Below are 24,634 nucleotides of genomic sequence, written 5' to 3' on the forward strand. Positions count from 1 at the left end.
CGTGATGGTGCGTGTACGGCGCGCAATCCGCCTTGACATCCATCACGCGCCAGCGGATTCCCGCAGGGGCGGCGTGGGCTTAGTGCATCAGCACCAGCGTGGCCAGACCGAGGAAGGTGAAGAAGCCCATCGAGTCGGTCACCGCGGTCAGGAAGATGCCGCTGGCGAGCGCCGGGTCGAAGCCCAACCGTTTGAGCGTCAGCGGCACCAATACGCCGGCGGTGGCAGCCAGCAATAGGTTCATGGTCAACGCGCAGGCGATAACCAGGGACAGCGCAGGTGTCTTGAACCACATCAACACAATCAGGCCGAGTACCGTGCCCAGTACCAGGCCGTTGAGCAGGGCCACGCGCAGTTCCTTCCACAGCAAGGTGCGCGCGTTGGACGCACCCACCTGGCCCAGGGCGAGGCCGCGTACCATCAGCGCCAGCACCTGAGTGCCAGCATTACCGCCCAGGCCCGCGACGATGGGCATCAGCACCGCCAGCGCCACGAGCTTGTCGATGGTGGCCTCGAAGTGGCCCACCACACTGGAGGCCAGGAAGGCCGTGCCGAGATTGACCGACAGCCACATCAGGCGGCGGCGCATCGCGCGCCACACCGGGCTGAACAGATCTTCGTCTTCGTCCAGACCCGCCGCGCCCAGCGCCTGGTGCTCGGCCTGGCCACGGATGATGTCGACCACGTCATCGATGGTGATGCGGCCGATCAGGATGTTGTTGTCATCCACCACTGGTGCCGACACCCAGTCGTGATCGGAGAACTGACGTGCCACTTCGTCGGCGCTCTCGCCTACGTCGATGGCGGGCTGCTCATCGTCGATCAGGCGGTTGATCGGTGTGGTGTCTTCGTGGGTCACCAGTGAGGCCAGCGACAACCGGCCCAGGTACTGATGGCGACGGCTGACCACGAACAGGTGATCGGTGTGATCGGGCAGTTCGCCGCGCAGACGCAGGTAACGCAGCACCACATCGACGTTGACGTCGGCGCGCACGGTGACCACATCCGGGTTCATCAAGCGGCCGGCGGTGTCCTCCGGGTACGACAACACCTGCTCAAGCCGCTCGCGATTCTCGCGGTCCATCGACTTGAGCACTTCGTCGATGACGGTGTCTGGCAGGTCCTCGACCAGGTCGGCAAGGTCATCGATGTCCAGGTCTTCGACCGCGGCGATGATTTCGTCCGGGTCCATGTCCGCCAGCAGGCTTTCGCGCACGTCGTCGCCGACATGCACCAGCACCTCGCCGTCGTCCTCGGCATCCACCAGCCCCCACACCACTTCGCGCTTGCCCGGTGGCAGCGACTCAAGCAGATTGCCGATTTCCGCCGGCGAGAGCGTATTGACCAGGCGGCGGACCGGCCCAAGCCGGCCACTGTCGAGCGCGTCGGAAAGCAGACGCAGCTGTCGTGCCGTCTTGTCGTGGCGTACCGCTTCGGCCATGCAGAGCTCCCGGGAGTCAAAAGGCCGCTATCCGGGACAAGGATGCAGCATCGGCGGTGTTCAGCCCGTCATTATCACGTGCAATAGAGGGTGTTGCACTGGCTTTGCGACGAAAAACTCAGTCGCGGGCGGTGCTGGCGATCCAGCGTTCGATGCCGCGACGGTCACGCGCGGCCAATAGTTGCGGTGCTTGTGCCCGCAATGCAGCCAGGTCCACGTCGCGGATGGCGCGGCGCACTTCCAGCAATGTTGCCGGGTGCAAGCTGAACTCAGTCAACCCCAGTGCCAGCAACAGCGGCGTCATGCTTGCATCGCCGGCGATCTCGCCACAAACCGCAACCGGTGTTGCATGACGCTGCGCGGTTTCCATCACCTGCCACAGCAGGCGCAGCACCGCCGGATGCAATGCCGAATACAGCTCAGCCACGGCATCGTTGTTGCGGTCAGCGGCGAGCAGGTACTGCACCAGATCGTTGGTGCCGATGGAAAGGAAGTCGACTTGGTCGATGAAACATTCCAGCGCGATGGCTGCGGCCGGCACTTCGATCATCGCGCCGATCGGGATGTTCTCGGCAACTTCATGGCCATCGTTGCGCAGAATCGCAGCCAGCCGTGACAAGCGCCGCCTGACCGCGAGGATCTCTTCGCGCATGCTCACCATCGGGATCAGGATGCGCACCGGCCCGTAACCGGACGCGCGCAGGATGGCCCGCAGCTGCGTATCAGAAACCTTGGGGTGGGCCAGCGACAGACGTACGCCGCGCAGGCCCAGCGCCGGGTTCTCCTCGCTGCCAACCACCAGTCCGGTACGGTCGGCTTTGTCTGCACCCAGATCCAGCGTGCGGATGGTGACCGGCAGACCGCTCATGCCCAGCACTGTGTCGCGATAAACCCGGAACTGTTCTTCTTCGTCCGGCAGGCGATTGCCCTGCAGGAACAGGAATTCGGTGCGATACAAGCCCAGACCGCGTGCGCCCAGCGCATGTGCCTGAGCCACGTCTTCCTGTGATTCGGCATTGGCCAGCAGGATGATTTCCGCGCCATCCAGGGTGCGCGTAGGTTTGCTGCGCAGCCGTCCGAGCTGACGTTGCTCGCGTGCAAGTTCACGCTGACGGGCACGGTATTGGCGCAGGTCGGCAGGCGCAGGATCAACGACGATCTCCCCGCTACTGCCATCCAGAATCAGTACATCGCCGTCACTGACCTTGTTGAGGATGGTGCTGGCGCCGACCACCAGTGGCATATGCAGGCTGCGGGCGAGGATGGCGCTATGCGACAACACGCTGCCAGCACTGCTGATGATGCCGACCACACCCTGCGATTGCAGCTGAGCCAGTTCGGAAGGTGCAACGTTTTCGCAGACCAGGATTTCCCCAGCCATGCCTTTGGCACTTGCCGGGCGCTTGTGCAGGAACGATTGGATGCGGCCGATGACGTGATCCAGATCATCCAGGCGGCTCTTCAGATAGGCATCTTCCATGCCCTCGAACACCTGGGCCAGCCGATCGCGCTGTTTGCGCAGCGCGTACCCCGCGCTGTAACGCTTGCTGCGAACCAGCTCGTCCAGGGCAGTGAGCAGCTCCGGGTCGTCCAACAGCATCGCGTGCAGATCCAGGAATTCGCCCACCTCGGCGGGCAGCGCACCTTGCAGACGCGTGCGCAGCTCACGCATTTCCGCGCGCGCTGCATCGGTGGCTCGGTGCAGGCGTTGCAGTTCCTGGTCAACGGCTGCAGCGGCAATGCGCTTTTCACCGATGTCCTGAACATGCGGCCGGCGCACACGCGCACGGCCCAGCGCGGACCCACGTGAAGCCGCCAGCCCCTGCAACCGGGTCACGGTTGCAGACGCCTGACAGTCGTTCTACGTGGGTGCGCGCCCCGCGCCATCAGTTGTCCTCGTCGAAGCGACGTTCGAACAGCTCGGTGACGGCTTCCAGCGCGGCAGCCTCGTCCTCGCCATCCACACGGACGGTGACCGGCGTGCCTTGTGCGGCCGCCAGCAGCATCACGCCCATGATGCTCTTGGCATTGACTTCGCGGCCCTTGGCCACCAGCGTGGCATTGGCACGGAAACCGGACAGCACCTGCACCAGTTTTGCAGTGGCGCGGGCATGCAGGCCCAGTCGGTTGGAAACGGTAAGTTCTCGTTCAAGCATCGTCGATGATGACTCCATTGCGTGCGCCCGCCGCCGCAGTGGCGGGCAGTTGGTCCAATCCCTGTTCCGGGTAATTCATGACCCGCAGCAACATCGGCAGACTCAGTCCTGACACGCGCCTGGCCGGTGTCCCCAGCTTTGCCAACTGGTTGGCAAGGTTGCTGGGACTGGCGCCATACAGGTCGGTCAGGACCAATACGCCGTCCTCACCCTCCACCCGCCGCATGGCCGCGGATGCTTCAGGCAGCAATGTGTCGAAGTCAGCGTCGAACGGTACTTCAAAGGCCTCGGTCTTGAGAGGCAGTTGGCGCAGGAGCGTAGTCGCCACTTCCAGCAAGGAAGTGCCGACGCCGGGATGGGTCACAAGAAGAATGCCGCAAGTCATGCTTGAACGTTAACAGGTCAGGCTGAGTCCGCGATAGCGCCGAAATCATGTCTTCTGTGTGCCATCCGGGCGCCCCTTGAATTTCGGGGTGAATCTGGTTCCCTGCGCGGCTTATTCCTGCTCGCGATGGAAGGTGGCGACGTCCTGCCAGCCTTTTTCACGTGCGTGGCGGGCAAGACGTTCGGCCAGATACACCGAGCGATGTTTGCCGCCGGTGCAGCCGAAAGCCACGGTTACATAACTGCGGGTCTCGCTGCCGAGTTTGGGCAGCCAGGTGTCGAGCAGGTCCTGCAACTGGGAGACGTAGCGCACCACGTCCGGCTGCGCGTCCAGGTATTCACGCACTTCGCGGTCGCGGCCGGTCAGCGAGCGCAGCTCCGGGTCCCAATGGGGATTGGGCAGCACCCGGGCGTCGAACACGAAATCCGCTTCGGCCGGCACGCCGCGCTTGTAGGCGAAGGATTCGAACAGCAACGATAGATTGCTTTCCTGGCTCAGCGCGAACTCGGTGATGACCCGCCGCCGCAGCTGATGCACGTTGAGCTTGGTGGTGTCGATGACGGCATTGGCTTCGCGGCGCAGCGGTGCGGTGAGTTCGCGTTCGCGGGCGATGGCTTCGGGCAGCGACAGGCCCAGGTGGCTCAGCGGGTGGCGTCGGCGGGTGTCGGCGTAGCGGGCCAGCAGGGTGTCGTCGTCAGCTTCAAAGAACAACAGACGGGCATCAATGCTGTGGTCCAGCGCGGTTTTGCGCCAAAGCGCCAGCTGGCTGAGGTCGCTGCGGCCACGCACGTCAATGCCGACGGCCAGCCGTTTTGGCCGGTTTTCCGTGGGGCCGCCGAGGACATCACGCACGAACTCCGGCAGCAGGTTCACCGGGATGTTGTCCGAGCAGTAGTAGTCCAGATCCTCGAAGGTCTTCAACGCGACCGATTTGCCCGAGCCGGACAGGCCGCTGACGATCACCAACAGCGGGGACGGCGCGGCGTTCATGGCGTGCGTTGCTCCAGCAGGTTGCTATGGCGGGCGATGAACATCGCCGCCGGGTCGATGCCCTTGGTGCGCAGGATGTGCAGGCGCGTGGCTGCTTCGGTAAGCACGGCCAGATTGCGGCCGGGCATCACCGGCAGGGTGATCAATGGCACGTCCAGGTCCAGCACGTGACGCTTGCCGGAATCGCCGGTGAGGCGCTCATAACCGTAGGAGCTGGGCTCGGTCATCGGTTTGGTCAGGTGGACGATGAGGCGAAGGTACTTGTTCTTCTTTACAGCGGTGTCACCAAACATCTGGCGCACGTTGAGTACGCCCAGCCCGCGTACCTCCAGCAGGTCCTGCAGCAGTTCCGGGCAGGTGCCGTCGAGGACATCGGGGGCGATCTGGGTGAATTCGGGGGCATCGTCTGCCACCAGCCGGTGTCCGCGCGAGAGCAGTTCCAGCGCCAGCTCGCTCTTGCCCGAGCCTGCCTCGCCGGTGACAAGCACGCCAATGGAGTAAATCTCCATGAATACGCCGTGCAGGGTGACGCGGGGGGCGAGTGTGCGAGCCAGGTGATAACTGAGGTGGTTGAGTAGCTCGTGGCCACGCTTGGGTGAAATCCACAGTGGCGTCTGTGATTCGTCAGCGGCCGCGCGCAGGTCTTCCGGGCAACCGTGGCTCTTGGTGATGACCAGTGCCAGCGGCCGTGCCTGGATGATGCGCTCGATGACTTCCCAGCGCTGGCGCGAGTCCAATGAATCCAGCCAGGTCAGTTCCTCGGTACCGAGGATCTGCACCTTGTTGGGGTAGATGGTGTTCAGGTAGCCGGCCAGCGAAGGGCGCCGGGACACGGTGTTACCGGCTTCCAACTCGCGCTGCGCCCCTTGGCGGCCTGCGACCCAGCGCAGTTCCAGCTTTTCGCGCTGCTGGTCGAACAATTCCTGTGCCGTGATGCTGGTATTCATCCGCGGGATGCCTGCTGCGGGTCATTGATGATGTGTTGGAGCGCCTGCGCATCGGGCGCATCGCGCAGTGCCTGCCGGATGTCGGGATCGGAAAACATCTCCGCCAACTCGGACAGCAGCATCAGGTGTTGATGGGTGTAGTGCTCGGGGACCGCCATGGCGAAGACCAGATCAACGGGTTCGTCGCCGCCGAAATCCACCGGTGTGCGCAGCCTTAGCAGTGCGCCACGCGGTTGTTGCAGGGTTGGCGAGCGGCCGTGCGGGATGGCGATGCCATGGCCGATGGCAGTGCTGCCCACGCGCTCACGTTCGCGCAGGCTGAGGAATAGGCTGTCAGCCCCCGCTTCACGACAGGCGAGCAGTCGCGAAGCGGCGAGCAGGGTGGTGTCACGGTCGGCGGCCGCAAGTACCTGGGTACTCACGGCCGCCATAAGGTCGGTCAACGGCATGGTTGCTGCAGGTGATGGCGTCTAGGCGTCATTGTCGCGCAGTGCATGCGATGCGTGGGGAAGATGCTTTTCCTTGTGCTTGATGACCAGACGGTCAAGCTTGTCGGCCAGAATGTCGATGGCCGCGTACATGGTTGACGCTGCGGCGTCGGCATGGAGCGTACGCCCGGGTAGATTCACCGTGGCAACAACGAGGAAGTCAGGCTTGCGAGTGGACAGCTGCACTCGGATTTCGCAGTGCTGGTCGACATGTCGTCCTACCCGCTCCAGCTTTGTTTCCACGTACTCCTTCAGGGCAGGCGTTACTTCGATCTGCTGGCCATACGTCTCGATACGCATCGGATTCCTCCTGTGGTTCGGGGTTGCCTAATGAACCCTGTGCCAAGCCAACGAATACATCAGATGATGCGGACGCGTTCGTGGGAGGCACAGATGTTCATGGCCTCACGATACTTCGCCACGGTGCGTCGCGCCACCGGTATTCCACTGGTTTTGAGCAGCTCAGCCAGCTTGGCGTCAGAAAGCGGTTTGCGCGGGTTTTCCGCATCGATCAGGTTGCGGATCATTGACTGTATGGCGGTGCTGGAGGCCTCGCCGCCGCCGTCGGTGTCGATGCCCGAGGCAAAGAACGCGCGCAATGGCAACGTGCCACGTGGCGTGCGCACGTACTTGCGGCCGATGGCGCGCGAGATGGTGGATTCGTGAAGATCGAGTTCACCTGCGATTTCACGCAACGTCAACGGACGCAGCGCTTGTTCGCCGAATTCGAGGAAGCCGGCCTGGTGCTTCAACAGACTGTTGACCACGCGCAGCAGCGTCTCGCCGCGTGCTTCCAGGCTCTTGAGCAGCCAGCGCGCTTCCTGCAGGTGGCCACGCAGATAGCTGGCATCGGCGCCGCCGCAGCTGCGTATCAACTGCTCGTAGCCGCGATGGATGACCACCTTGGGCCCGGCATGACCCGCGAGCGCGCAGCGCCAGATACCGCGTTGGCGCCAGATCACGCAATCCGGCACGACGTAGGTGTCGGTGGCCATTTCGCCGAGTTGTTTGCCCGGCCGTGGGTCGAGGGTGCGTAGCAGCTGCACGGCTTCTTCGACATCAGCCACCGGCTGCTTCAGTTCCTGGGCGATACCGGGGATGCCTGCGCGTGGCAGACGCTCCAGTGGGCCTTGGGCGATGCTGCGAGCCAGGCTGAGGCCAGGTGTGCAGGAGGGAAGCGTGTCCAGCTGTAGCGACAGACATTCGCCCAACGAGCGCGCGCCGATACCGGCGGGGTCAAAACGCTGGATCTGTCGCAGGACGGCGAGAATCTCGTCGTCTTCGGCGATGACTTCCGGCCGCAGGGTTTCGGCGATGGACGACAACGGCTCGCGGAGATAACCGTCTTCGTCCAGTGCGTCGATCAGTGCCACGCCGATGGCGCGGTCGCGCTTGCTCAGGTGGGAAAGGTGCAACTGCCAGAGCAGGTGGTCGGCCAGCGTTTCCGGATCCGCCGCTTGTTCGCGTTCGCCGTCCTCGCCATCGTCATCAAACGAGCCGCTGCGGCCGCTGCTCCACTCCGCGTCGTCGGGTTCCCAGTCGGCGCTCTCACTGTTGATGTCGCCTTGTGCGGGATCGACCGGGCTGTCGTCGCTGCTGCTGGTGGTAGCGGGAGGGCCTTCGTCATCGCCGCTGCCATCGGTGTTGTCGGCCCATTCCAGCAGCGGATTGGTTTCCACGGCTTCGACCAGTTCAAGTTCCAGCTCGGTGCTGGACATCTGCAACAGCCGGATGGCCTGACGCAACTGCGGCGTCATGACCAAACTCTGTCCCATCGATGTTTGCAGCCGAGCTTTCATGCCTGTTTCCGTGCGTGGAAGGGCCTGACGCTGTGCCGCGACTTCAGAGGGTGAAGGCGTCTCCGAGGTAGACGCGGCGAACGTCAGTGTTGGCTAGCAGTGCTTCTGGTGCCCCCTGCGCCAGAACGCTGCCTTCGGCGAGGATATACGCCCGGTCGCAGATTCCCAAGGTCTCGCGCACGTTGTGGTCGGTGATAAGCACACCAATACCGCGTTGCTTGAGGTGGGTGACGATACGCTGGATTTCACCGACTGAAATCGGATCGACACCGGCGAACGGTTCGTCCAGCAGGATCAGGCGCGGCTTGGCTGCCAGCGCACGGGCGATTTCGCAGCGACGGCGTTCGCCACCGGAGAGGCTTGCGCCCAGCTGCTCGGCGACGTGGCCGATCTGCAGTTCGTCCAGCAACGAAGACAGCTCGCGCTCGCGACCGGCGGCATCCAGGTCGTCGCGCAGTTCCAGCACCAGACGGATGTTGTCGGCCACGCTGAGTTTGCGGAATACCGATGGCTCCTGCGGCAGGTAGCCCACGCCGAGCTTGGCGCGTGAGTACATCGGATCGGCAGTGATGTCCTGACCGTCGAGCACGATGCTGCCGGCATCGGCGGCGACCAGGCCGACGATCATGTAGAAACAGGTGGTCTTGCCGGCGCCGTTGGGGCCGAGCAGGCCAACGACTTCACCCGCATCCAGAGTGAGCCCGAAATCCTTGACGACTTCGCGGTTCTTGTAGCGCTTGCGCAGGCCTTGAGCGACGAGCATTACTTTTTGTCTCCCGCGGCGGCCGGTGCCTTGGCCTTGGGCTGGATGACGGTGCGCACGCGGGTGCCATCACCGCCGCTCTGCATGTTGCCGGTGCGGGTGTTGTAGACCATGCGCTGGCCGGCATTGGTGCCGCGCTCGGATTCAACGTTGTAGTTGCCGGTGAGGATGATCACTTCACTGTTGATGTTGTAGTCCATGTTGTCGGCACGGGCGTTCATCCAGGTGTTGTCGTCCATCTGCTGCTTCAGGCGGGCCTGCTTGCCGGTGAGCACCACGCGTTCGGTTTCGCCGTTCTTGCGAATCACATCGGCGGTGTCGGCGTGGATTTCCATCGTGCCCTGGGTGATGACCACGTTGCCACTGAACTGGCATTTGCCGTCATCGCTGAAATTGCAGTCATTGTTGTTGGAATCGATGGTCATCGGCTGGTTGCGATCCGATGCCTTCGACCACGCCAGACCGGGTGCGAGCAGGGCGGCGAGCAGCGTGATCGACGCGAGCTTAGCGGGCAGCATTGGGTTCATAGCGGGTCTTGACCTGGGAAAGGAGTGAGTACTGTTTGGTTTTCAGGTTGGTCTGGAAGCCGACGCCGCTCTGGGTGAGCCCGGGGCGGGTCACGGTGACGCGGCTGTCGGTGCGCGCGATGCTCTGGTTGGTGAGTACGTCCAGTGCATCGGTGCGGAAAGTGGTGAGCGGGGTCTTGCCGTCTTTCGGGCTGTCGCCGGCGACGTTGCCGCGCAGGCGCAGTTCTTCGCCCTTGGCGCTGATCCAGCCGGTATCGGCGCGCAGCTGCCAATGTTGGCCAGCAGCATCGGGCAACAGGAACAACGGGGTAACGATGTTGGATGTCTGGTCGAGGCGGTTGCGCTCCATCGACGGCGCGCGCAACGTCACCGACTCCTTTCCGTCCTTGTCCAGGGAGGTGATCTCGAAGTCCTTCAGGACGAAATCAGTGCTGCCTTCGTCGATTGTCTGCGGCGTTTTGCTGGCACGGTGATTCCACGCGGACCAGCCGCTGAGCAGCGCGCCGGCTAGTAGGCCAATGCCGAGTATCGAGCGCCAGCTCATGCCGAGAACCTCGCCAGTACCGCGTCGATCTTGCCCTGCGCGGCAAGCAATGCATCGCACAGCTCGCGCGCTGCGCCACGACCGCCTTGGGCGCGGGTCTGCCAATGCACGCGCTCGGCGATCCATGGATGGGCATCAGCCGGTGCGACCGCCAGACCAACGGCACACAAAGGCGCAAGATCCGGCAGGTCATCGCCCATGAAGGCGACCTGGTCCAGGCCGATGCCGTGTTGTTCGCACAACACGCGCACGCTTGCCAGCTTGTCGCCGACCGCGATTTGCGTGTCGATGCCCAGGTCCGCGCCGCGTTTCTGCGCCGACAGGCTGTTGCGGGCGGTGATCAGCACCGGGTGTATGCCGTGCTGCTGCAGCAACTTCAGGCCCAGCCCGTCCTGCACGAAGTACGCCTTGCTCTCGTTGCCGGCGTGGTCATAGAACAGGCGCCCGTCGGTCAGCGTGCCGTCCACGTCGAAGCAGGCCAGCCGGATGTTGGCGGCAACGGCATGCAGCGTGGCGGGGAAGAGGTCGAGCGGTGAATAGGGCATCTGCGGGCAGTATCCGTTGCGGCCGGGTGGGGGGCGAAAGAGTGATTGTGCGGGCTTTAGACCACTTTTGCCCGCAACAGGTCATGAATGTTCAGGGCGCCGACGGGGCGGTTGTCGCCATCGACCACGATCAGGCCGTTGATATGGTGTTTCTCCAGCAACCGTGCCGCCTCCACTGCCAATTGGTCGGCGCCGATGGTGCGCGGGTTGTGGGTCATGACTTCAGCGATACCGGCGGTGCGGACGTCCAGGTCGGTGTCGAGGGCACGGCGAAGGTCGCCATCGGTGAATAGCCCGACCAGGCGACCGTCGGCATCCACCACCGACGTCATGCCCAGCCGCTTGCGGCTCATTTCCATCAGTGCCTGGCTGAGGCTGGCATCTTCGCCCACGGTGGGCAGGTCGTCGCCGCCATGCATCACGTCGGTGATGTGCAGCAGCAAGCGGCGGCCAAGGCTGCCGGCCGGATGTGAACGGGCAAAGTCGTCGGCGGTGAAACCGCGCGCATCGAGCAAGGCCACGGCCAGCGCGTCGCCCATCGCCAGCGAGGCGGTGGTGCTGGAGGTGGGAGCCAGTGCCAGCGGGCAGGCTTCGTGGTCGACGTTCACGTCCAGGTGCACGTCGGCGGCCTTGGCCAGGCTGGATTCCGGCTTGCCGGTCATCGAGATCAGCAGGTTGCCCTGGCGCTTGAACACCGGCAGCAGCATCAGAACCTCGTCGGACTCGCCGGAATAGGACAGCGCCAAAACCACGTCGTCCTCGGTGATCATGCCCAGGTCGCCATGGCCGGCTTCACCCGGGTGCACATAGAACGACGGGGTCCCGGTGGACGCCAGGGTCGCGGCGATCTTGCGCGCCACATGGCCGGATTTGCCCATGCCGGTGGTCACCACGCGGCCGCGTGAAGCCAGCACCAGGCGGCAGGCGGCAGCGAACTCGGCGCCGATGCGGTTGCCCACCCGGTCCAGCTCGGTGGACTCGATCTGGAACACGCGACGGCCACTGGATACCAGCTCGGCATCACGCAGCGTATCCAGGGAAAGCGAAGAAGCAGCCATGCGGGCGCCACTCGGAATAGTAGAATGGGCGTTCATTTTATTAGGAAAGCGCTTTGGACGCCGAAACCATTCGAAATCTGATCGAAACCGGCCTGCCCGGTGCCCGCGCCGACGTGCAGGGTGAAGACGGTGTGCATTTCGAGGCGACGGTCGTTTGCGATGCGTTTGCCGGCAAGATGCCGTTGGCTCGCCACCGTATGGTCTATGCGACGCTGGGCGACCTGATGGGCGGCGCGATCCACGCGCTGGCGCTGAAAACCGTTACTCCGGGTGAAGCTGGCTGAGCCGGCGCACCTCATTTTCCCTTATATCCGGCCTTCATCCATGGCAAAAATTGTAGTCACCGGCGGCAAAACGCTGAACGGTGAGGTGTATATCTCCGGCGCCAAGAACGCCGTCCTGCCGATCCTGTGCGCCACCTTGCTGGCCGATGCGCCGGTGGAAATCACCAACGTGCCGCACCTGCACGACGTGATCACCACCGTGAAGCTGCTCGGTGAGCTGGGCGCCAAGGTCACCATCGACCAGGGCACCTTGTCCCGTGGCAGCGCCATCGTGGTGGACCCGCGCAGCGTCAACCAGCATGTTGCGCCGTACGAGCTGGTCAGGACCATGCGCGCTTCGATCCTGGTGCTGGGCCCGTTGCTGGCCAAGTACGGTCAGGCCGAAGTGTCGCTGCCCGGCGGTTGCGCGATCGGATCGCGCCCGGTGGACCAGCACATCAAGGGCCTGCAGGCGTTGGGTGCGCACATCAACGTCGAAAACGGCTTCATCAAGGCGCATGTCGACGGTCGTCTGAAGGGCGGTCATTTCACCTTTGACATGGTGAGCGTCACCGGCACCGAGAACGTGCTGATGGCGGCTGTATTGGCTGACGGCACCACCATCCTCGACAACGCCGCGATGGAGCCGGAAGTTTCGGACCTGGCGCATTGCCTGATCGCGCTCGGCGCCAAGATTGAAGGCATCGGTACTGCGCGTCTGGTGATCGAGGGCGTCGAGCGCTTGAGCGGTGGCCGCCACGCGGTGCTGGCTGATCGCATCGAAACCGGCACCTTCCTGGTGGCAGCGGCGATGACCGGCGGTCGCGTCGTGGCACGCAACGCACGTCCGGACACGATGGATGCGGTGCTGGCCAAGCTGGCTGAAGCCGGTGCGCTGGTTGAAACCACCGAAGACACCATCACCGTGGACATGCAGGGCAAGCGGCCCAAGGCGGTCAATCTGACCACCGCGCCATACCCGGCATTCCCCACCGACATGCAGGCGCAGTTCATGGCGTTGAATTGTGTGGCTGACGGCGTGGGCGTGATCAACGAGACCATCTTCGAGAACCGCTTCATGCATGTGCAGGAGCTGCAGCGCCTGGGCGCGGACGTGCAGATCGAAGGCCGCACGGCGATCTGCCGTGGCAGCGACCGCCTGACCGGTGCACCGGTGATGGCCACAGACCTGCGCGCTTCGGCGTCGCTGATCCTGGCCGGGCTGGTGGCTGAAGGCGACACCATCATCGACCGCATCTATCACCTTGACCGTGGCTACGAGAACATTGAAGAGAAGCTCAGTGCGCTCGGTGCCAGCATCCGGCGCGAAGCATGATTCTCAAGGGCCGTTTCACCCCGCGTCGTAAAGCGCTGCTGGTGCTGGTGTTGCTGGCCTTGGCCTGGTTGGGCTGGGGCTGGTACAGCGGCGTGGCGATCACTCACGGCGTGGAAAAAGAGCAGATGGACTGGGATGGTGACGGCCAGGTCAGTCGCGAAGAACTGTTCCAGGCGTTTTATGCGGTAAAGGTGAAGGATATCGAAGAAGGCAACCGTCAGTGCCGCAGCTTCGTCTGGCGCAGCAGCGGTGAAGAATTCCGACGCGACTGCAAGACCGTGTTCAAGAAAGAGGCCGAGGCGAAGTAATCCTTCGCTCCGAGCCCAACAAAAAGCCCGGCGATTGCCGGGCTTTTTGTTGCTGCAGAGGTTGCTTTGTAATGCTGAGCCACGCTCGGCAGGGGCTTCATCGGTAATGCATCGGCAACGCTCCAGCGCAGCATGACTGCGTTCTACAGCGTGCGCCTATTAGTTGAGCGACTTCAGGGTCAGGTCCAACGCGTCCTGGCCATTTTCACGCTGCAGCAGGCGGGCCGGAACCGGCATGCCGGGCACGATCCAGGCGATCTGTTCCTTGCTGCCGTCAACACGCGAAACCTTGGTGGCCTCTTCAGTCTTGCCGGCAACGGTGACGTTCTCTTTGCCGATTACGCGGTAGGTCATCGGCTTGATGCGGCCGTCGTCGACCATGCGATACGTCAGTGGCTTGCCAGCGGTAACGTCGCGGGCGATGGCGAGGTTAAGCAGCAGGGCATCCAGATCGCCGCTGCGCAGGCGGATCGGGCCACTGCGGTCGGCTTTTACATCGCCGGTCCAGGTGGCCTGGTTGCTGGTCCAGTCATAACGCGCGTCCACCTGCTTGCGCTTGATCAGCAGCACGGAGCGGTCATGGCTGCTGAGCGGGCGCAGCAGGCCTTCGTGCTCGTCGAACACCGTGCTCTGGCTCAGGTCAGCCATCGGGTTCTTGATCTGCATGCTATAGCGCCAACGGTCATTGCCTTCGCTGGCCAGCGTCATCACGCCATTGGCCTGCATGCCCATGTAGCTGGCCTGGTAGTTGGCGGTGAACGGTTGCAGCGCCAGTGCCGGCAGACTGGCCAGGGCCAATGCGGCGGCGGTGAAAAGGCGAAGGGGGGAGAAGAAATGTTTCATGCTCAGGCTCCTTGGTATTCCATCAGACGCAGGTCGATTTCGTCCTCGCCATCTTTGCGTTGCAGGATGCGCACCGGCGTGGGTACACCGTTTGCGATCCACAGGATCGTTTCGTCATTGCCGCCATTGACCCGGTGCACGCGCAGGGCGTTGTAACTGATATCGCCGACCTGGACGTTTTCGGTGGCATCGGCGGCGCGGTATTCGTACTGACGTACGCGGCCCACGTCCACATAACGGTAGGTCATGGACTGGCCGGGGCGGGCGTCGCGCATCAGCGACAGGTTAAGCAGCAGGGCGCTCTGGTCGCCGCGCTGCAGCGGGATGGGCTGCCGTCGTTCTTTCTTCAGGTCGCCCTGCCATTGGGCGGTGCCGGCCTGCCAGTTGTAGGTGCCGGTAACCTTCTTGCCCATGAACAGGGCTTTTTTGACCGTGCTCTGGCTCAGCGGCGTGTAAACGTTGCCTTCGTTGTTGAACACCGTGCTTTGCTCGATGTTCAGCCCCAGCACGCTGGCAAAGCCATGCTTGCCACGCACCGCCATATCCACCCGCCATTGCATCCCGTCGTTGTGGACCACGCGCATGGTGGCATCGCCGGCCAGCTTGCCCTTGTAGGAGGCCTCATAGGTGGCGACGAAGGGCTCCAGGGCGGGCGGGGTCCATTCCATTGCCGGCAAAGGAATGGGGGGCGTGGGCGCCGGTGCGACGGTTTCCTGTGCATGGGTGCCTGCCGTTGTCAGCAGGGTGGTCAGCACCAGCAATTTGAAAGGCGCGTAAGTCATGCGTGAGGGTGACTGAAGGGAAGGGGGATCATGCCAGCACGCAGGTTAGCGGCGGATGTTGGTCAGCCGCTCAGCGTTCCGGCGGAATCTAGGCGCAGCGGGCTGAGCAGGGACTGACCATCCAGCCGGATCGTGCCCTCCTGTTCAGCTACGCGCCCCGAAACCAGCAACTGCACGCTCGCCAGCAGTAACGGGTGTTCGATGCCCAGCACGCGCTGCGCCAGTGTTTCGGCGGTATCGCTTGGCAGCACGGGCACACGCGCCTGGGCGATGACCGCGCCGGCATCCAGCTCGGGCACCACGAAGTGCACGCTGGCGCCGTGTTCGGCATGGCCGGCTTCAAGGGCGCGCGCATGCGTGTGCAGGCCCTTGTGCAGCGGTAGCAGCGAGGGATGGATGTTGACCAGACGGCCGCTGAAGCGTTGGACGAAGCCGGTACCGAGGATGCGCATGTAGCCGGCGCAGATGATCCAGTCCGGCGTGCAGGCGGCCACTGCCTCGGCCAATGCCGCGTCAAAGGCATCGCGGCTGTCGAAGTCCTTGGGTGAACGTGCCCAACGCAGTGCTGTCGGTACTTTGTCCAATGCGGCTGCAGCGGGCTTGTCCGAAAACACGCCGACGATGTCGGCGTTGAGCTGGCCGCTAGTGATGCCATCCAGCAGGCATTGCAGGTTGCTGCCGCGCCCGGAGGCCAGTACCGCTATGCGTGCAGGGGCGGTCATCGTGTGGCGACCCTGCGTGCCAGTGGCCACACCAACAGGCTGCCCAGCGTGGCCAGCAGCATGTCGGCATGCGCATCCCACATATCACCCTGCTGCCCGTTGTAGGCTTCGGCCGCATCCGGCGAGAGCAGTAGCGCGATGCCCCACTCGAACCATTCGTAAACCAGGCTGGAACACATGATCACCATCACCGCCAGGATGAAGGCGTGGCCGATGCGCAGCGCCGGCCAAGTGTGTCGCGTCAGCTGGGTGAGCGCAGGGGTGAAGCAGGCGCCGTACAGGAGGTGGATCAACCGATCGAAGTGGTTGCGCTCCCAGCCGAAGGCCGCATCCGGCGACCAGCCGACGGTGGCTTGTAGCCAAGCGTCATAGGGAACATTGGAATATAGCCAGCGCGCCGCGATGCAGTGGATGGCGATAAAGCCGCAGATGGCGGCAAAGGCGCCGTTACCCAGCCGCCAGCGACGGTCCACCCACCACAGTGCGGCCAGGCCGATTACAGTCAGCGAGCTGTGCAGCGATTGTTCAAGCGGCCACAGGGGTTTGATCCATGTGGCCAGGAACACGGCAAGCACGCCGATGAAGGCGGCCTTCTTCACGGTCGACATGGGTCGGGAGCACTCAGCCGATGTGGACGCGTTCGTCACCCGCAGCCGGCACCACTTCACCGATCTGCCAATGCGCCAGCTGCAGGGCATCCAGCGCGGTGTTGATGGTGGCGACCTGGTCGGCCGGTACCAGCAGCACAAAGCCAATGCCGCAGTTGAAGGTGCGCCACATTTCGCTGTCGGCAACGCTGCCTTCGCGTTGCAACCACTGGAACACCAGCGGCAGCGTCCAGCTCTTGGCGTCGATGTTTAGACCCAGGCCGTCGGGCACCACGCGGATGATGTTCTCGGTCAAGCCACCGCCGGTGATATGGGCCATGCCGTGCACAGAGGCACCGTGTGACTTGAGCAGCGACAGGATCGGCTTGACGTACAGTCGGGTCGGCGCCATCAGCGCGTCCACCAGCTTCACGCCGTCTTCCAGCACCAGATCGACCGGGCTACCGGCGCGCTCATAGATGCGACGCACCAGCGAATAACCATTGGAATGCGGGCCGGAGGAGGCGATGCCGATCAGTACGTCGCCCTGTTGCACGGCGGAACCGTCCTTCAGCTCGCTCTTTTCCACGCCGGCAACGGTAAAGCCAGCCAGGTCGTATTCGCCCGGGGCATACATGTCGGGCATTTCGGCGGTTTCACCACCGATCAGCGCGCAACCGGCCTCGGTGCAGCCGTTGGCAATGCCACCGACCACGGCCGCAGCGGTGTCGATGTCGAGCTTGCCAGTGGCGAAATAATCCAGGAAGAACAGTGGCTCGGCGCCCTGCACCAGGACGTCGTTGACGCACATGGCGACCAGATCGATGCCGATGGTGTCGTGGCGGCCCAGCTGTTGTGCAAGCTTCAGTTTGGTGCCCACGCCATCGGTGCCAGACACCAGGACCGGCTCGCGGTACTTGTTGGAGAGGTCGAACAAAGCGCCGAAGCCACCCAGCCCGCCCATGACTTCAGGACGGAAGCTGCGCTTTACCAGCGGCTTGATACGCTCGACCAGTTCGTTGCCCGCGTCGATGTCGACACCGGCGTCACGATAGGTCAGGGGAGAGTTCGCAGAGGTCGGGGAGCTGGTCACGGGCGGCTGCACTGGCGGGGTGAACGCGGCATTTTAACAGGCCACGTTGGCGCGAAGGCCCCATTCGGGCAACAATTCCCTCTGGAACCACCGAGTAATGGAATTTTCAATGCGTCGCAGCCTGGCCACAATCCTGTTTTTGGCGCTCTGCATGCCTGTTTCTCTGGCACAGGCGCAGTCCGGCGTGCGCACCGAAGGCGATGTCGCCAGCGCCAGTGGTACCTACGAGGCGGAAGTGCCCGTCAACAGCCAGAGCGATGCCGATCGCCCCGGCGCCCTGGCGCGCGCGCTGGGTACGGTGCTGGGCAAGCTGTCCGGCGACCGCAGCGCGGTGGGCCGTCCCGGCGTGGCGCAGGCACTGCGCGGGGCCAAGGACATGGTGGCCGGCTATGACTACCGCCAGGACCAGAGCGTGGCCGCCAGTGGCGCGCCGAGCTACCGGACCGTGCTGGTCGCGCGCTTCCGCCAGGACGATGTGGATGGCCTGGCCGCCGCGCTGGGCCTGCCGGTCTGGCCGCAGCCGCGGCCCAAGCCGGTGGTGTGGTTGGCCATCGACGATGGCAGCGGCCCGCGTCTGGTCAGCGTGCAACAGTCCAATGCCGCGCGCCCCTTGCTGGACCGGGCCATCGAGCGCGGTTTCCGCCTGGGCCTGCCTTCTGGCGGTGCTGCCGAGCAGGCGATGGCCGGCGCAATCTGGCGTCTGGACACCGCCGCCGTCGCCCGCACCTCGGCCCGTTATTCGCCGCCGATGCAACTGGTCGGCAAGCTCTACCGCGGCAAGGCCGGTGGCTGGCAGGCGGATTGGGTGTTTGTCGATAATGGCCGCGAGCTGTCCAAGTGGACCACCCAGGATGGTGACGCACGCCGTGCGATGGCGGCCGGTGCCGATGGGGCTGCCGATGCGCTGGTGCGCCGTTACGCCAAGGTGCCAGTCAGCGGCGCGGCTGGCACGTATCGCATTGTGGTGAGCGGCATCAACAGTGCCGACGACTATCTGCGCCTGGCCTCGGCCCTGCAGAGCAACCCGGTGGTGAAGTCGATGGTGCCGGTGCAGGCCACGGCGGATCGCCTGGAGCTGGACGTGGAATTGATGAGCGGCCTGCCGGGCCTGAACCGCATGCTCGGCCAGAACAGCGCGCTGCAGCCGGTCGGGGCGGTCGAAGGTGACGCCACTACCGAAATAGTTGAGAGCAAGCGCGCCGAGTACCGCATCCGATGAGCGGCGTGGCTGCGGAGACGGAAATTACCCTGTTCCTGCGCCGCCTGAAATGGGTGGTGGCGGCGGCATTTGGTATGTGGGTCACATGGCTGCTGGCGCCGATCCTGACGCCGTTCGTGGTGGCGTTGATGCTGGCGTGGCTGGGCGATCCGGTGGTGGATTGGCTGGAAGCACGTGGCCGTTCGCGCAATACGGCCGTGGTGCTGGTATTTGTACTGATGTCGCTGCTGCTGACGCTGGCGCTGTTGATTCTGGTGCCGATGATCGAGCGCCAGATCACCACGCTGGTGGCCGCGCTGCCGCAGGCGCAGCAGTGGCTGCTGGACACGGCGATTCCGTGGATCGAACAGAAAAGCGGGTTTGAGTTGATGAGCTGGCTGGAGCCGGAGCGCCTGATCGATTGGGTGCGTAGCCATTGGCAGCAGGCTGGCGGCGTGGCCACCACGTTCTTCGGTTACGTGTCGCGCTCGGGCTTTGCGATGGTCGGCTGGGTGGTCAACCTGGCGCTGTTGCCGATCCTGGCGTACTACTTCCTGCGCGACTGGGACAAGCTGGTTGAGCGTGTGGCAGCGATGATTCCGCGCAACCACATCACCACCGTGTCGCGGCTGGCGCGTGAATCCAACGATGTACTCGGCGCCTTCATTCGCGGCCAGATCGTGGTGATGATCGCGCTGGGCATGGTCTACGCCGCAGGCCTGACGATGGTGGGCCTCAACCTGGGCTTGTTGATCGGTTTGATTGCCGGCCTGATCAGCTTCATTCCGTACCTGGGCGCAACTACCGGTGTGGTGTTGGCGGTGTTGGCGGCGCTGGTGCAGTCACAGGGTTTCGATCTGAAATTGCTGGTACTGGTTGGCGTGGTGTTCACCGTGGGACAGTTGCTGGAGAGCTACGTGCTCACCCCACGCATCGTCGGTGACAAAATCGGGCTGCACCCGGTAGCGGTGATCTTTGCGGTGATGGCGGGCGGCCAGTTGTTTGGTTTTCTGGGAATGTTGCTGGCATTGCCGGCAGCAGCGGTGATCAACGTGCTGCTGCGTTATGCGCACGAGCGTTATCGCCAGAGTGAGTTGTATGCGGGCCATGGGCCGACGATCGTGCTGGATGCGCGAAGCGAGCCACCCGCAAACATGGCGATTGTATTGAAGGACGTTGAACCGAAGTGAGTGTGCCGCAGTTGCCCTTGGCCTTGCGTTATCCGCCAGACCAACGATTTGAAACCTTCATCGGCGCGCCGGACGGCGCGCTGGCCCAGTTGCGCGCGCTCGCTGTTGGTAGCAGCCATGATTGGATATTCCTTGCCGGTGCTGGCGGCACCGGCAAAACACACTTGTCGCTTGCCACCTGTGCGGCTGCGTTGCAGGCCGGTCGCAGGCCGGCGTATCTGCCGCTGCAGGCCGCTGGCGCGCGTCTGAGCGAAGCGCTCGAAGCGCTGGAAGGCCATGACATGGTCGCGCTGGACGGGCTGGAATACGTCGCCGGGCGCCGCGAGCAGGAAGTCACACTGTTTGAATTCCACAACCGCGCGCGAGCGGCCGATGTGACCTTGCTTTACACCGCGCGCTGCACACCCGACGCACTCGGTCTGGTGCTGCCGGACCTGCGTTCGCGGCTATCGCAATGCGGCCGGATCATGCTGGATCCGCTCGACGATGAAGGCCGTGGCGCGGTATTGCGCGAACGCGCCGTGCGTCGTGGGCTGGTGATGGACGAGGTGACGCTGGATTGGTTGCTGACCCGTACCGGGCGCGATCTAAGTGGATTGGTAGCGTTGCTGGAACGGTTGGACCGCGAATCGCTGGCCGCCAAGCGGCGCATCACGGTGCCGTTCCTCAAGCGCGTGCTGGAAAGCGGCGAACTCGGCGGCTGAGCTACCGCGGGAGCTGCGGGTTTTTCCAGGCTGGTTCTTAAGCTGCGTGGTGGACGTGGGTCGGTATGACATCGCAGTTGCGATGAATTTCTGTGGCTGGCAATACCGGAATTGCGTTTTGCTGCCTCCCAGCCTGCGAGTACCGATCAGCTTCCCATTTCACGCAGTTGCGCATCCAACTGCTGCAACCGCTGCGGTGTGCCTACATCCGTCCAGCGCCCGGCGTGATGCTGGGCACTGACCGCATTACGCGTCATTGCTGCGCGCAGCAGCGGCGCCAGCTTGAAGCGCGGCGGCGTCTGCGCGCTGCCGTCGGCCTCGCCGATCACGGCTTGCCAGCCCTGTAACAACGCAGGGTGATAAACGCCGATGCCGGAGAACGTCAGGCGTGGGGCATCGCCGTCGTCGTGCAGCTGGCCATCACGGTCAAGAATGAAGTCGCCACGCGGATGATGTTCCGGGTTGTTCACCATCACCAGGTGCGCTTGGCCAGTAGGCAGAGCGGGGAGCTGGGCAAAATCGAAATCGCTCCAGATGTCGCCATTGACTGCGATGAATGGTGCATCGCCCAGCAGCGATAGCGCATTGAACATGCCGCCGCCAGTTTCCAGTGGTACCGGCCCTTCGTGGATGAAGTGCAGGCGCACCCCCCATCGGCTGCCATCGCTCAATTGCTGCGGAAACTGCTCGGCCAGCCAGCTGGTGTTGATCACCACCTCGCGGACGCCGTGCGCAGCCAGACGCTGCAGGTGCCATTCGATCAACGGCTTGCCTGCAACGGGCAGCAGCGGCTTGGGCGTGTGATCGGTAAGCGGCCGCATGCGCTCGCCCAGGCCTGCTGCGAAGATCAATGCTTTCATGCGGCGGCCTTCGTCGCCATCGCCGGTTTGATGCGGTGTTCAAGCAACTCAAGTAGCGGCGCCAGCTCGGGATGACGCGGCAGTACTTCATCCAGGTAGCGAATGAAGCGCGGCGCATCCGCGAAATAATGGCCCTTGCCATCGCGATCACGCAGCCGCACGAAGATGCCCAAAATCTTGAGGTGACGCTGTACGCCCATCCAGTCGGCATCGCGCAGGAACTGTGACCACGGCCGTACCGGCAAGCCAGCGGCGAGTGCCTGAGCGTGATAGCGCGCAAGCCATGCATCCACGCGTTCCAGTGGCCAACTCAGGAATGCATCCTTGAACAGGCTCACCGGGTCGTAGGCAATCGGGCCGCGCACCAGATCCTGGAAATCCAGAACGGCCGGGCCACCTTCAACCGGCATCAGATTGCGCGGCATGAAATCGCGGTGGGTGAGTACTTGCGGTTGATTGAGTGCGTTGTCCATCAGCCGCCGCTGCACCAGCTGCAAGCCTTCGACTTCGTCGCAATCCAGCGTCAAGCCAAGGTGATGCTGCAGGAACCATTCGTCGAACAAACCCGCATCGCGTTGAAGCAGTGCCTCACCAAACGCACCCATGCCCTCGGGAATTGGAATTGACTGCAGTTGGATGAGCTGCGCGAACGCTGCGTCGAACCAATCATCGGCGTTGTCATCGTTGATATGACGGGCCAGGGTAGGGCCGCCGAGGTCTTCCAACAGCAGAAACCCATTGTCGAGATCGCGCGCCAGCACCTGCGGTACGCGTACGCCATTGGGTTCAAGCAGGTCGTGCATGCGCAGCCACGGCGCCACATCCTCGAGCCCGGGCGGGGAGTCCATGACGATGTGGCTGCCGCGCGTGCTGGTGGTACGCCAGTAACTGCGGAATCCTGCGTCAATGGACGCACGATCCAGCTGGGCGGCGGCATCGCCAAGCGCGTTGCAAGCCCATTGACGGCGTTGTTCGGCGCGTAGCGGATCGGAAGCAGGATCATTCATGGACGGGTACGTCAAAACCGCGCCGCAAGGCGCACAGAAAAAAGAAGGAAGGGCTCAGCGCTTGCCGCCGCTGACCAGTCGCAGCAGGCCGAGGATGACGACCGCTCCGACGATGGAGCCAATGAAGCCTGCCGGTTCGCCTGCCGAATACCAGCCCATCTCACGCCCGAACCAGCCCGCGAACACTGCGCCGGCAACACCCAGCACGATGGTCAACAGGCAGCCCATGCGGTTGTTGCCGGGCATGAAAAACCGGCCCAGCAGGCCGACGAAGAAACCGATCAGGATGATGTACAGCCAGCTGTCGCTGCCAAACAGTCCGCTCATGTGTCCGTCCACCATAAAGAAAGACGCAGCCTAGCAAGGCCAGGCTGCGTCCGTCATCAAAGGCGCATGATCGTTGGATCGCGGTCCGCCGCAGATGGCGGCGGAATCGCGGGCCGGGCGATCAGCAGCAGCCGTGGTCACCGTGGCGGGTGCCACTGTCAGCGGCCACCGGCGAGCCGCTGGTCTCGCCGCGCAGGCTGGCGGCGTGATGGTCGAACAGCACCTTGGACACGCAAGCGGTAACGCGCTTGCCCATCGGGATGTGCAGGAACTCGTTCGGACCGTGCGCATTGGAGTGCGGGCCGAGCACGCCGGTGATCATGAACTGCGCACCCGGGAACTTCTCGCCGAGCATGCCCATGAACGGGATCGAGCCGCCTTCGCCCATGTACATGGCCGGCTTGCCGAAGAACGCCTGGCTGGCATCGTCGATGGACTGTTCCAGCCACGACGCCATGGCCGGCGCGTTCCAGCCCGTGGAAGCCTTTTCCAGATCCAGGCTGACGTGGGCGCCGTTCGGCGGATCACGCAGCAGCGCCTCTTTGAGCAGCTCGCCGCAGGCCTTGCCATTGGCGGTGGGCGGCAGGCGCAGCGATAGCTTTACTGAGGTTTCCGGGCGCAGCACATTGCCGGCCGATTCCAGCGTCGGCATGCCACCGATTCCGGTCACTGACAGCGCCGGTCGCCACGTGCGGTTGAGCACCAGTTCGGTCAGGTCTTCGTTCATCGGCTGCAGGCCGTCCACCAGCGGGAACTTGTCGAAGATGGCGGTATCGACCACTTCGGCAGCACGCTTGGCCTGGTCCAGGCGCTCGGCCGGGATTTCCACGTTCATGCCGTCGATCAGAATGCGGCCGGTGTCCTGGTCCTCGATGCGCGACAGCAGCTGGCGCAGCAAGCGGAAGCTGGACGGCACCACGCCGGAGGCATCACCGGAGTGCACGCCTTCGTTGAGCACCTTGACGGTGAAGTTGCCGCCGGTCAGGCCGCGCAGCGAGGTGGTGCACCACAGCTGGTCGTAGTTGGCGCAGCCCGAATCCAGGCACACCACCAGCGATGGCTTGCCGATGCGGTCGGCCAGGTGGTCAACGTAGGCAGGCAGATCGTAGGAGCCGGATTCTTCGCAGGCTTCGATCAGGATGACGCAGCGGGCGTGGGGCAGGCCTTGTTCCTGCAGTGCCAGCACCGCAGCCAGCGAGCCGAAGATCGCATAGCCGTCATCGGCGCCACCGCGGCCGTACAGCTTCTCGTCGCGCAGCACCGGAATCCACGGACCCAGGTCGTCGTCCCAGCCGGTCATTTCTGGTTGTTTGTCCAAGTGACCGTAGAGCAGCACGGTGTCGGAGCCGGTTTCCGGGCCGGTAGCCGGGATTTCCAGAAAAATCAGCGGAGTGCGGCCTTCCAAGCGGACCACATCAACCAGCAGGCCGGGGATGTTCTGCGCCTTAGCCCAGTTTTCCATCAGGCTGACGGCCTGATCCATATAGCCGTTTGCGACCCAGTTGGCGTCGAACATCGGCGATTTGTTGGGGATACGGATGTAATCGACCAGTTGCGGAACGATGTCCTTGTCCCACTTGTCGCTGAGAAATTGGCCGATCTTGGCGCTGTCCATCTGGATCTCCGGTAGCAATGTCAGGTGCAGCCATTCTACGCCGCTCCCCTCGGAAACGATCCTTGTAGGGATTTCCCTACAAAGGGTAGGGGTGTTTGCTGGCTGTGTGAGCGATGTGTGACGGATAGTCTGGATTCATGTGGCGCGGAACACTGG

At 63.7% G+C, this 24,634-nt stretch carries 29 protein-coding genes; 6 read left to right on the plus strand and 23 right to left on the minus strand.

Going from position 1 to position 24,634, the window contains the following annotated elements; genetic code table 11:
- Window positions 1-79: 79 nt before the first annotated feature.
- The 14 genes from mgtE to PAN08_RS05070 form a co-directional block, all read right to left on the minus strand.
- Entirely contained in the window at window positions 80-1,441 is a 1,362-nt protein-coding gene (gene mgtE, locus PAN08_RS05005) for a magnesium transporter (protein ID WP_269790389.1), read from the minus strand.
- Between the two features lie 118 nt (window positions 1,442-1,559).
- Complete coding sequence (gene ptsP, locus PAN08_RS05010; protein ID WP_269790390.1) at window positions 1,560-3,278, minus strand: phosphoenolpyruvate--protein phosphotransferase; 1,719 nt, start codon at window positions 3,276-3,278, stop codon at window positions 1,560-1,562.
- Window positions 3,279-3,327: 49 nt separating this feature from the next.
- The gene (locus tag PAN08_RS05015; RefSeq protein ID WP_269790391.1) at window positions 3,328-3,597 is read right to left on the minus strand and encodes an HPr family phosphocarrier protein; all 270 of its coding nucleotides are present in this window, start codon (window positions 3,595-3,597) and stop codon (window positions 3,328-3,330) included.
- Window positions 3,590-3,982 (minus strand): PTS fructose IIA subunit family protein, encoded by a 393-nt coding sequence (locus tag PAN08_RS05020; RefSeq protein ID WP_269790392.1) that lies wholly within the window; start codon window positions 3,980-3,982, stop codon window positions 3,590-3,592. The genes PAN08_RS05015 and PAN08_RS05020 overlap by 8 nt, the downstream gene beginning before the upstream one ends.
- 111 nt (window positions 3,983-4,093) lie before the next feature.
- Window positions 4,094-4,972 (minus strand): RNase adapter RapZ, encoded by an 879-nt coding sequence (rapZ, locus tag PAN08_RS05025; protein ID WP_269790393.1) that lies wholly within the window; start codon window positions 4,970-4,972, stop codon window positions 4,094-4,096.
- Window positions 4,969-5,919 carry an HPr(Ser) kinase/phosphatase gene (gene hprK, locus PAN08_RS05030; protein ID WP_269790394.1) on the minus strand — a complete coding sequence of 317 codons (951 nt, stop codon included), beginning with the start codon at window positions 5,917-5,919 and terminating at the stop codon, window positions 4,969-4,971. The genes rapZ and hprK overlap by 4 nt, the downstream gene beginning before the upstream one ends.
- Window positions 5,916-6,368 (minus strand): PTS sugar transporter subunit IIA, encoded by a 453-nt coding sequence (locus PAN08_RS05035; protein WP_269790395.1) that lies wholly within the window; start codon window positions 6,366-6,368, stop codon window positions 5,916-5,918. Before PAN08_RS05035 ends, hprK begins: the two co-directional genes overlap by 4 nt.
- 21 nt (window positions 6,369-6,389) lie before the next feature.
- Window positions 6,390-6,707, minus strand: coding sequence for a ribosome-associated translation inhibitor RaiA (gene raiA / locus PAN08_RS05040; protein WP_057632331.1), 318 nt, complete (start codon window positions 6,705-6,707; stop codon window positions 6,390-6,392).
- Between the two features lie 59 nt (window positions 6,708-6,766).
- Window positions 6,767-8,206, minus strand: coding sequence for an RNA polymerase factor sigma-54 (locus PAN08_RS05045; RefSeq protein ID WP_269790396.1), 1,440 nt, complete (start codon window positions 8,204-8,206; stop codon window positions 6,767-6,769).
- Between the two features lie 43 nt (window positions 8,207-8,249).
- Entirely contained in the window at window positions 8,250-8,969 is a 720-nt protein-coding gene (gene lptB, locus PAN08_RS05050; protein ID WP_269790397.1) for an LPS export ABC transporter ATP-binding protein, read from the minus strand.
- Window positions 8,969-9,496, minus strand: a complete 528-nt coding sequence (gene lptA / locus PAN08_RS05055) for a lipopolysaccharide transport periplasmic protein LptA (RefSeq protein WP_269790398.1) — start codon at window positions 9,494-9,496, stop codon at window positions 8,969-8,971. Before lptA ends, lptB begins: the two co-directional genes overlap by 1 nt.
- Window positions 9,474-10,040: an LPS export ABC transporter periplasmic protein LptC gene (gene lptC, locus PAN08_RS05060; protein WP_269790399.1), complete on the minus strand. Its 567-nt coding sequence runs from the start codon at window positions 10,038-10,040 to the stop codon at window positions 9,474-9,476. The genes lptA and lptC overlap by 23 nt, the downstream gene beginning before the upstream one ends.
- A complete protein-coding gene (locus PAN08_RS05065; protein ID WP_269790400.1) occupies window positions 10,037-10,585 on the minus strand; it encodes an HAD hydrolase family protein in 549 nt (182 codons plus the stop codon). Before PAN08_RS05065 ends, lptC begins: the two co-directional genes overlap by 4 nt.
- A 56-nt stretch (window positions 10,586-10,641) precedes the next feature.
- On the minus strand, window positions 10,642-11,643 hold the full coding sequence (locus tag PAN08_RS05070) for a KpsF/GutQ family sugar-phosphate isomerase (RefSeq protein WP_269790401.1): 1,002 nt from the start codon (window positions 11,641-11,643) through the stop codon (window positions 10,642-10,644).
- Between the two features lie 53 nt (window positions 11,644-11,696).
- Here PAN08_RS05070 and PAN08_RS05075 point away from each other — a divergent pair, with 53 nt between their 5' ends.
- The 3 genes from PAN08_RS05075 to PAN08_RS05085 are packed head-to-tail and all read left to right on the plus strand — an operon-like array spanning window position 11,697 to window position 13,550.
- Window positions 11,697-11,927 (plus strand): BolA family protein, encoded by a 231-nt coding sequence (locus PAN08_RS05075; RefSeq protein WP_269790402.1) that lies wholly within the window; start codon window positions 11,697-11,699, stop codon window positions 11,925-11,927.
- A gap of 40 nt (window positions 11,928-11,967) precedes the next feature.
- Window positions 11,968-13,242: a UDP-N-acetylglucosamine 1-carboxyvinyltransferase gene (murA, locus tag PAN08_RS05080; RefSeq protein WP_269790403.1), complete on the plus strand. Its 1,275-nt coding sequence runs from the start codon at window positions 11,968-11,970 to the stop codon at window positions 13,240-13,242.
- On the plus strand, window positions 13,239-13,550 hold the full coding sequence (locus PAN08_RS05085) for an EF-hand domain-containing protein (protein WP_269790404.1): 312 nt from the start codon (window positions 13,239-13,241) through the stop codon (window positions 13,548-13,550). The genes murA and PAN08_RS05085 overlap by 4 nt, the downstream gene beginning before the upstream one ends.
- Before the next feature lie 159 nt (window positions 13,551-13,709).
- Here the strand turns inward: PAN08_RS05085 and PAN08_RS05090 are convergent, their stop codons facing one another.
- The 5 genes from PAN08_RS05090 to purM form a co-directional block, all read right to left on the minus strand.
- Window positions 13,710-14,393: a DUF3108 domain-containing protein gene (locus PAN08_RS05090; RefSeq protein ID WP_269790405.1), complete on the minus strand. Its 684-nt coding sequence runs from the start codon at window positions 14,391-14,393 to the stop codon at window positions 13,710-13,712.
- A gap of 2 nt (window positions 14,394-14,395) precedes the next feature.
- On the minus strand, window positions 14,396-15,175 hold the full coding sequence (locus PAN08_RS05095) for a DUF3108 domain-containing protein (protein ID WP_269790406.1): 780 nt from the start codon (window positions 15,173-15,175) through the stop codon (window positions 14,396-14,398).
- A gap of 62 nt (window positions 15,176-15,237) precedes the next feature.
- Window positions 15,238-15,897 (minus strand): phosphoribosylglycinamide formyltransferase, encoded by a 660-nt coding sequence (purN, locus tag PAN08_RS05100; protein WP_269790407.1) that lies wholly within the window; start codon window positions 15,895-15,897, stop codon window positions 15,238-15,240.
- Window positions 15,894-16,505 (minus strand): DUF2238 domain-containing protein, encoded by a 612-nt coding sequence (locus tag PAN08_RS05105; RefSeq protein ID WP_269790408.1) that lies wholly within the window; start codon window positions 16,503-16,505, stop codon window positions 15,894-15,896. Before PAN08_RS05105 ends, purN begins: the two co-directional genes overlap by 4 nt.
- A 13-nt stretch (window positions 16,506-16,518) precedes the next feature.
- Window positions 16,519-17,577: a phosphoribosylformylglycinamidine cyclo-ligase gene (gene purM / locus PAN08_RS05110; protein WP_269790409.1), complete on the minus strand. Its 1,059-nt coding sequence runs from the start codon at window positions 17,575-17,577 to the stop codon at window positions 16,519-16,521.
- Between the two features lie 97 nt (window positions 17,578-17,674).
- Here purM and PAN08_RS05115 point away from each other — a divergent pair, with 97 nt between their 5' ends.
- From PAN08_RS05115 to hda, 3 genes are read left to right on the plus strand one after another with little or no spacing between them, the layout of a single operon-like run.
- A complete protein-coding gene (locus PAN08_RS05115) occupies window positions 17,675-18,796 on the plus strand; it encodes a DUF2066 domain-containing protein (RefSeq protein ID WP_269790410.1) in 1,122 nt (373 codons plus the stop codon).
- Complete coding sequence (locus PAN08_RS05120) at window positions 18,793-19,965, plus strand: AI-2E family transporter (protein WP_269790411.1); 1,173 nt, start codon at window positions 18,793-18,795, stop codon at window positions 19,963-19,965. Before PAN08_RS05115 ends, PAN08_RS05120 begins: the two co-directional genes overlap by 4 nt.
- A complete protein-coding gene (gene hda, locus PAN08_RS05125) occupies window positions 19,962-20,669 on the plus strand; it encodes a DnaA regulatory inactivator Hda (RefSeq protein WP_269790412.1) in 708 nt (235 codons plus the stop codon). Before PAN08_RS05120 ends, hda begins: the two co-directional genes overlap by 4 nt.
- Window positions 20,670-20,815: 146 nt before the next feature.
- Here the strand turns inward: hda and murU are convergent, their stop codons facing one another.
- The 4 genes from murU to PAN08_RS05145 all read right to left on the minus strand — a co-directional run bounded on the left by murU (window position 20,816) and on the right by PAN08_RS05145 (window position 24,478).
- Window positions 20,816-21,529 carry an N-acetylmuramate alpha-1-phosphate uridylyltransferase MurU gene (gene murU / locus PAN08_RS05130; protein ID WP_269790413.1) on the minus strand — a complete coding sequence of 238 codons (714 nt, stop codon included), beginning with the start codon at window positions 21,527-21,529 and terminating at the stop codon, window positions 20,816-20,818.
- Window positions 21,526-22,536: a phosphotransferase gene (locus tag PAN08_RS05135; protein ID WP_269790414.1), complete on the minus strand. Its 1,011-nt coding sequence runs from the start codon at window positions 22,534-22,536 to the stop codon at window positions 21,526-21,528. Before PAN08_RS05135 ends, murU begins: the two co-directional genes overlap by 4 nt.
- Before the next feature lie 54 nt (window positions 22,537-22,590).
- On the minus strand, window positions 22,591-22,863 hold the full coding sequence (locus tag PAN08_RS05140; protein WP_269790415.1) for a GlsB/YeaQ/YmgE family stress response membrane protein: 273 nt from the start codon (window positions 22,861-22,863) through the stop codon (window positions 22,591-22,593).
- A gap of 121 nt (window positions 22,864-22,984) precedes the next feature.
- Window positions 22,985-24,478, minus strand: coding sequence for a M20 family metallopeptidase (locus PAN08_RS05145; RefSeq protein WP_269790416.1), 1,494 nt, complete (start codon window positions 24,476-24,478; stop codon window positions 22,985-22,987).
- Between the last annotated feature and the right edge of the window lie 156 nt (window positions 24,479-24,634).

Source organism: Stenotrophomonas sp. Iso1, assembly GCF_027497995.1.
Lineage (GTDB): Bacteria > Pseudomonadota > Gammaproteobacteria > Xanthomonadales > Xanthomonadaceae > Stenotrophomonas.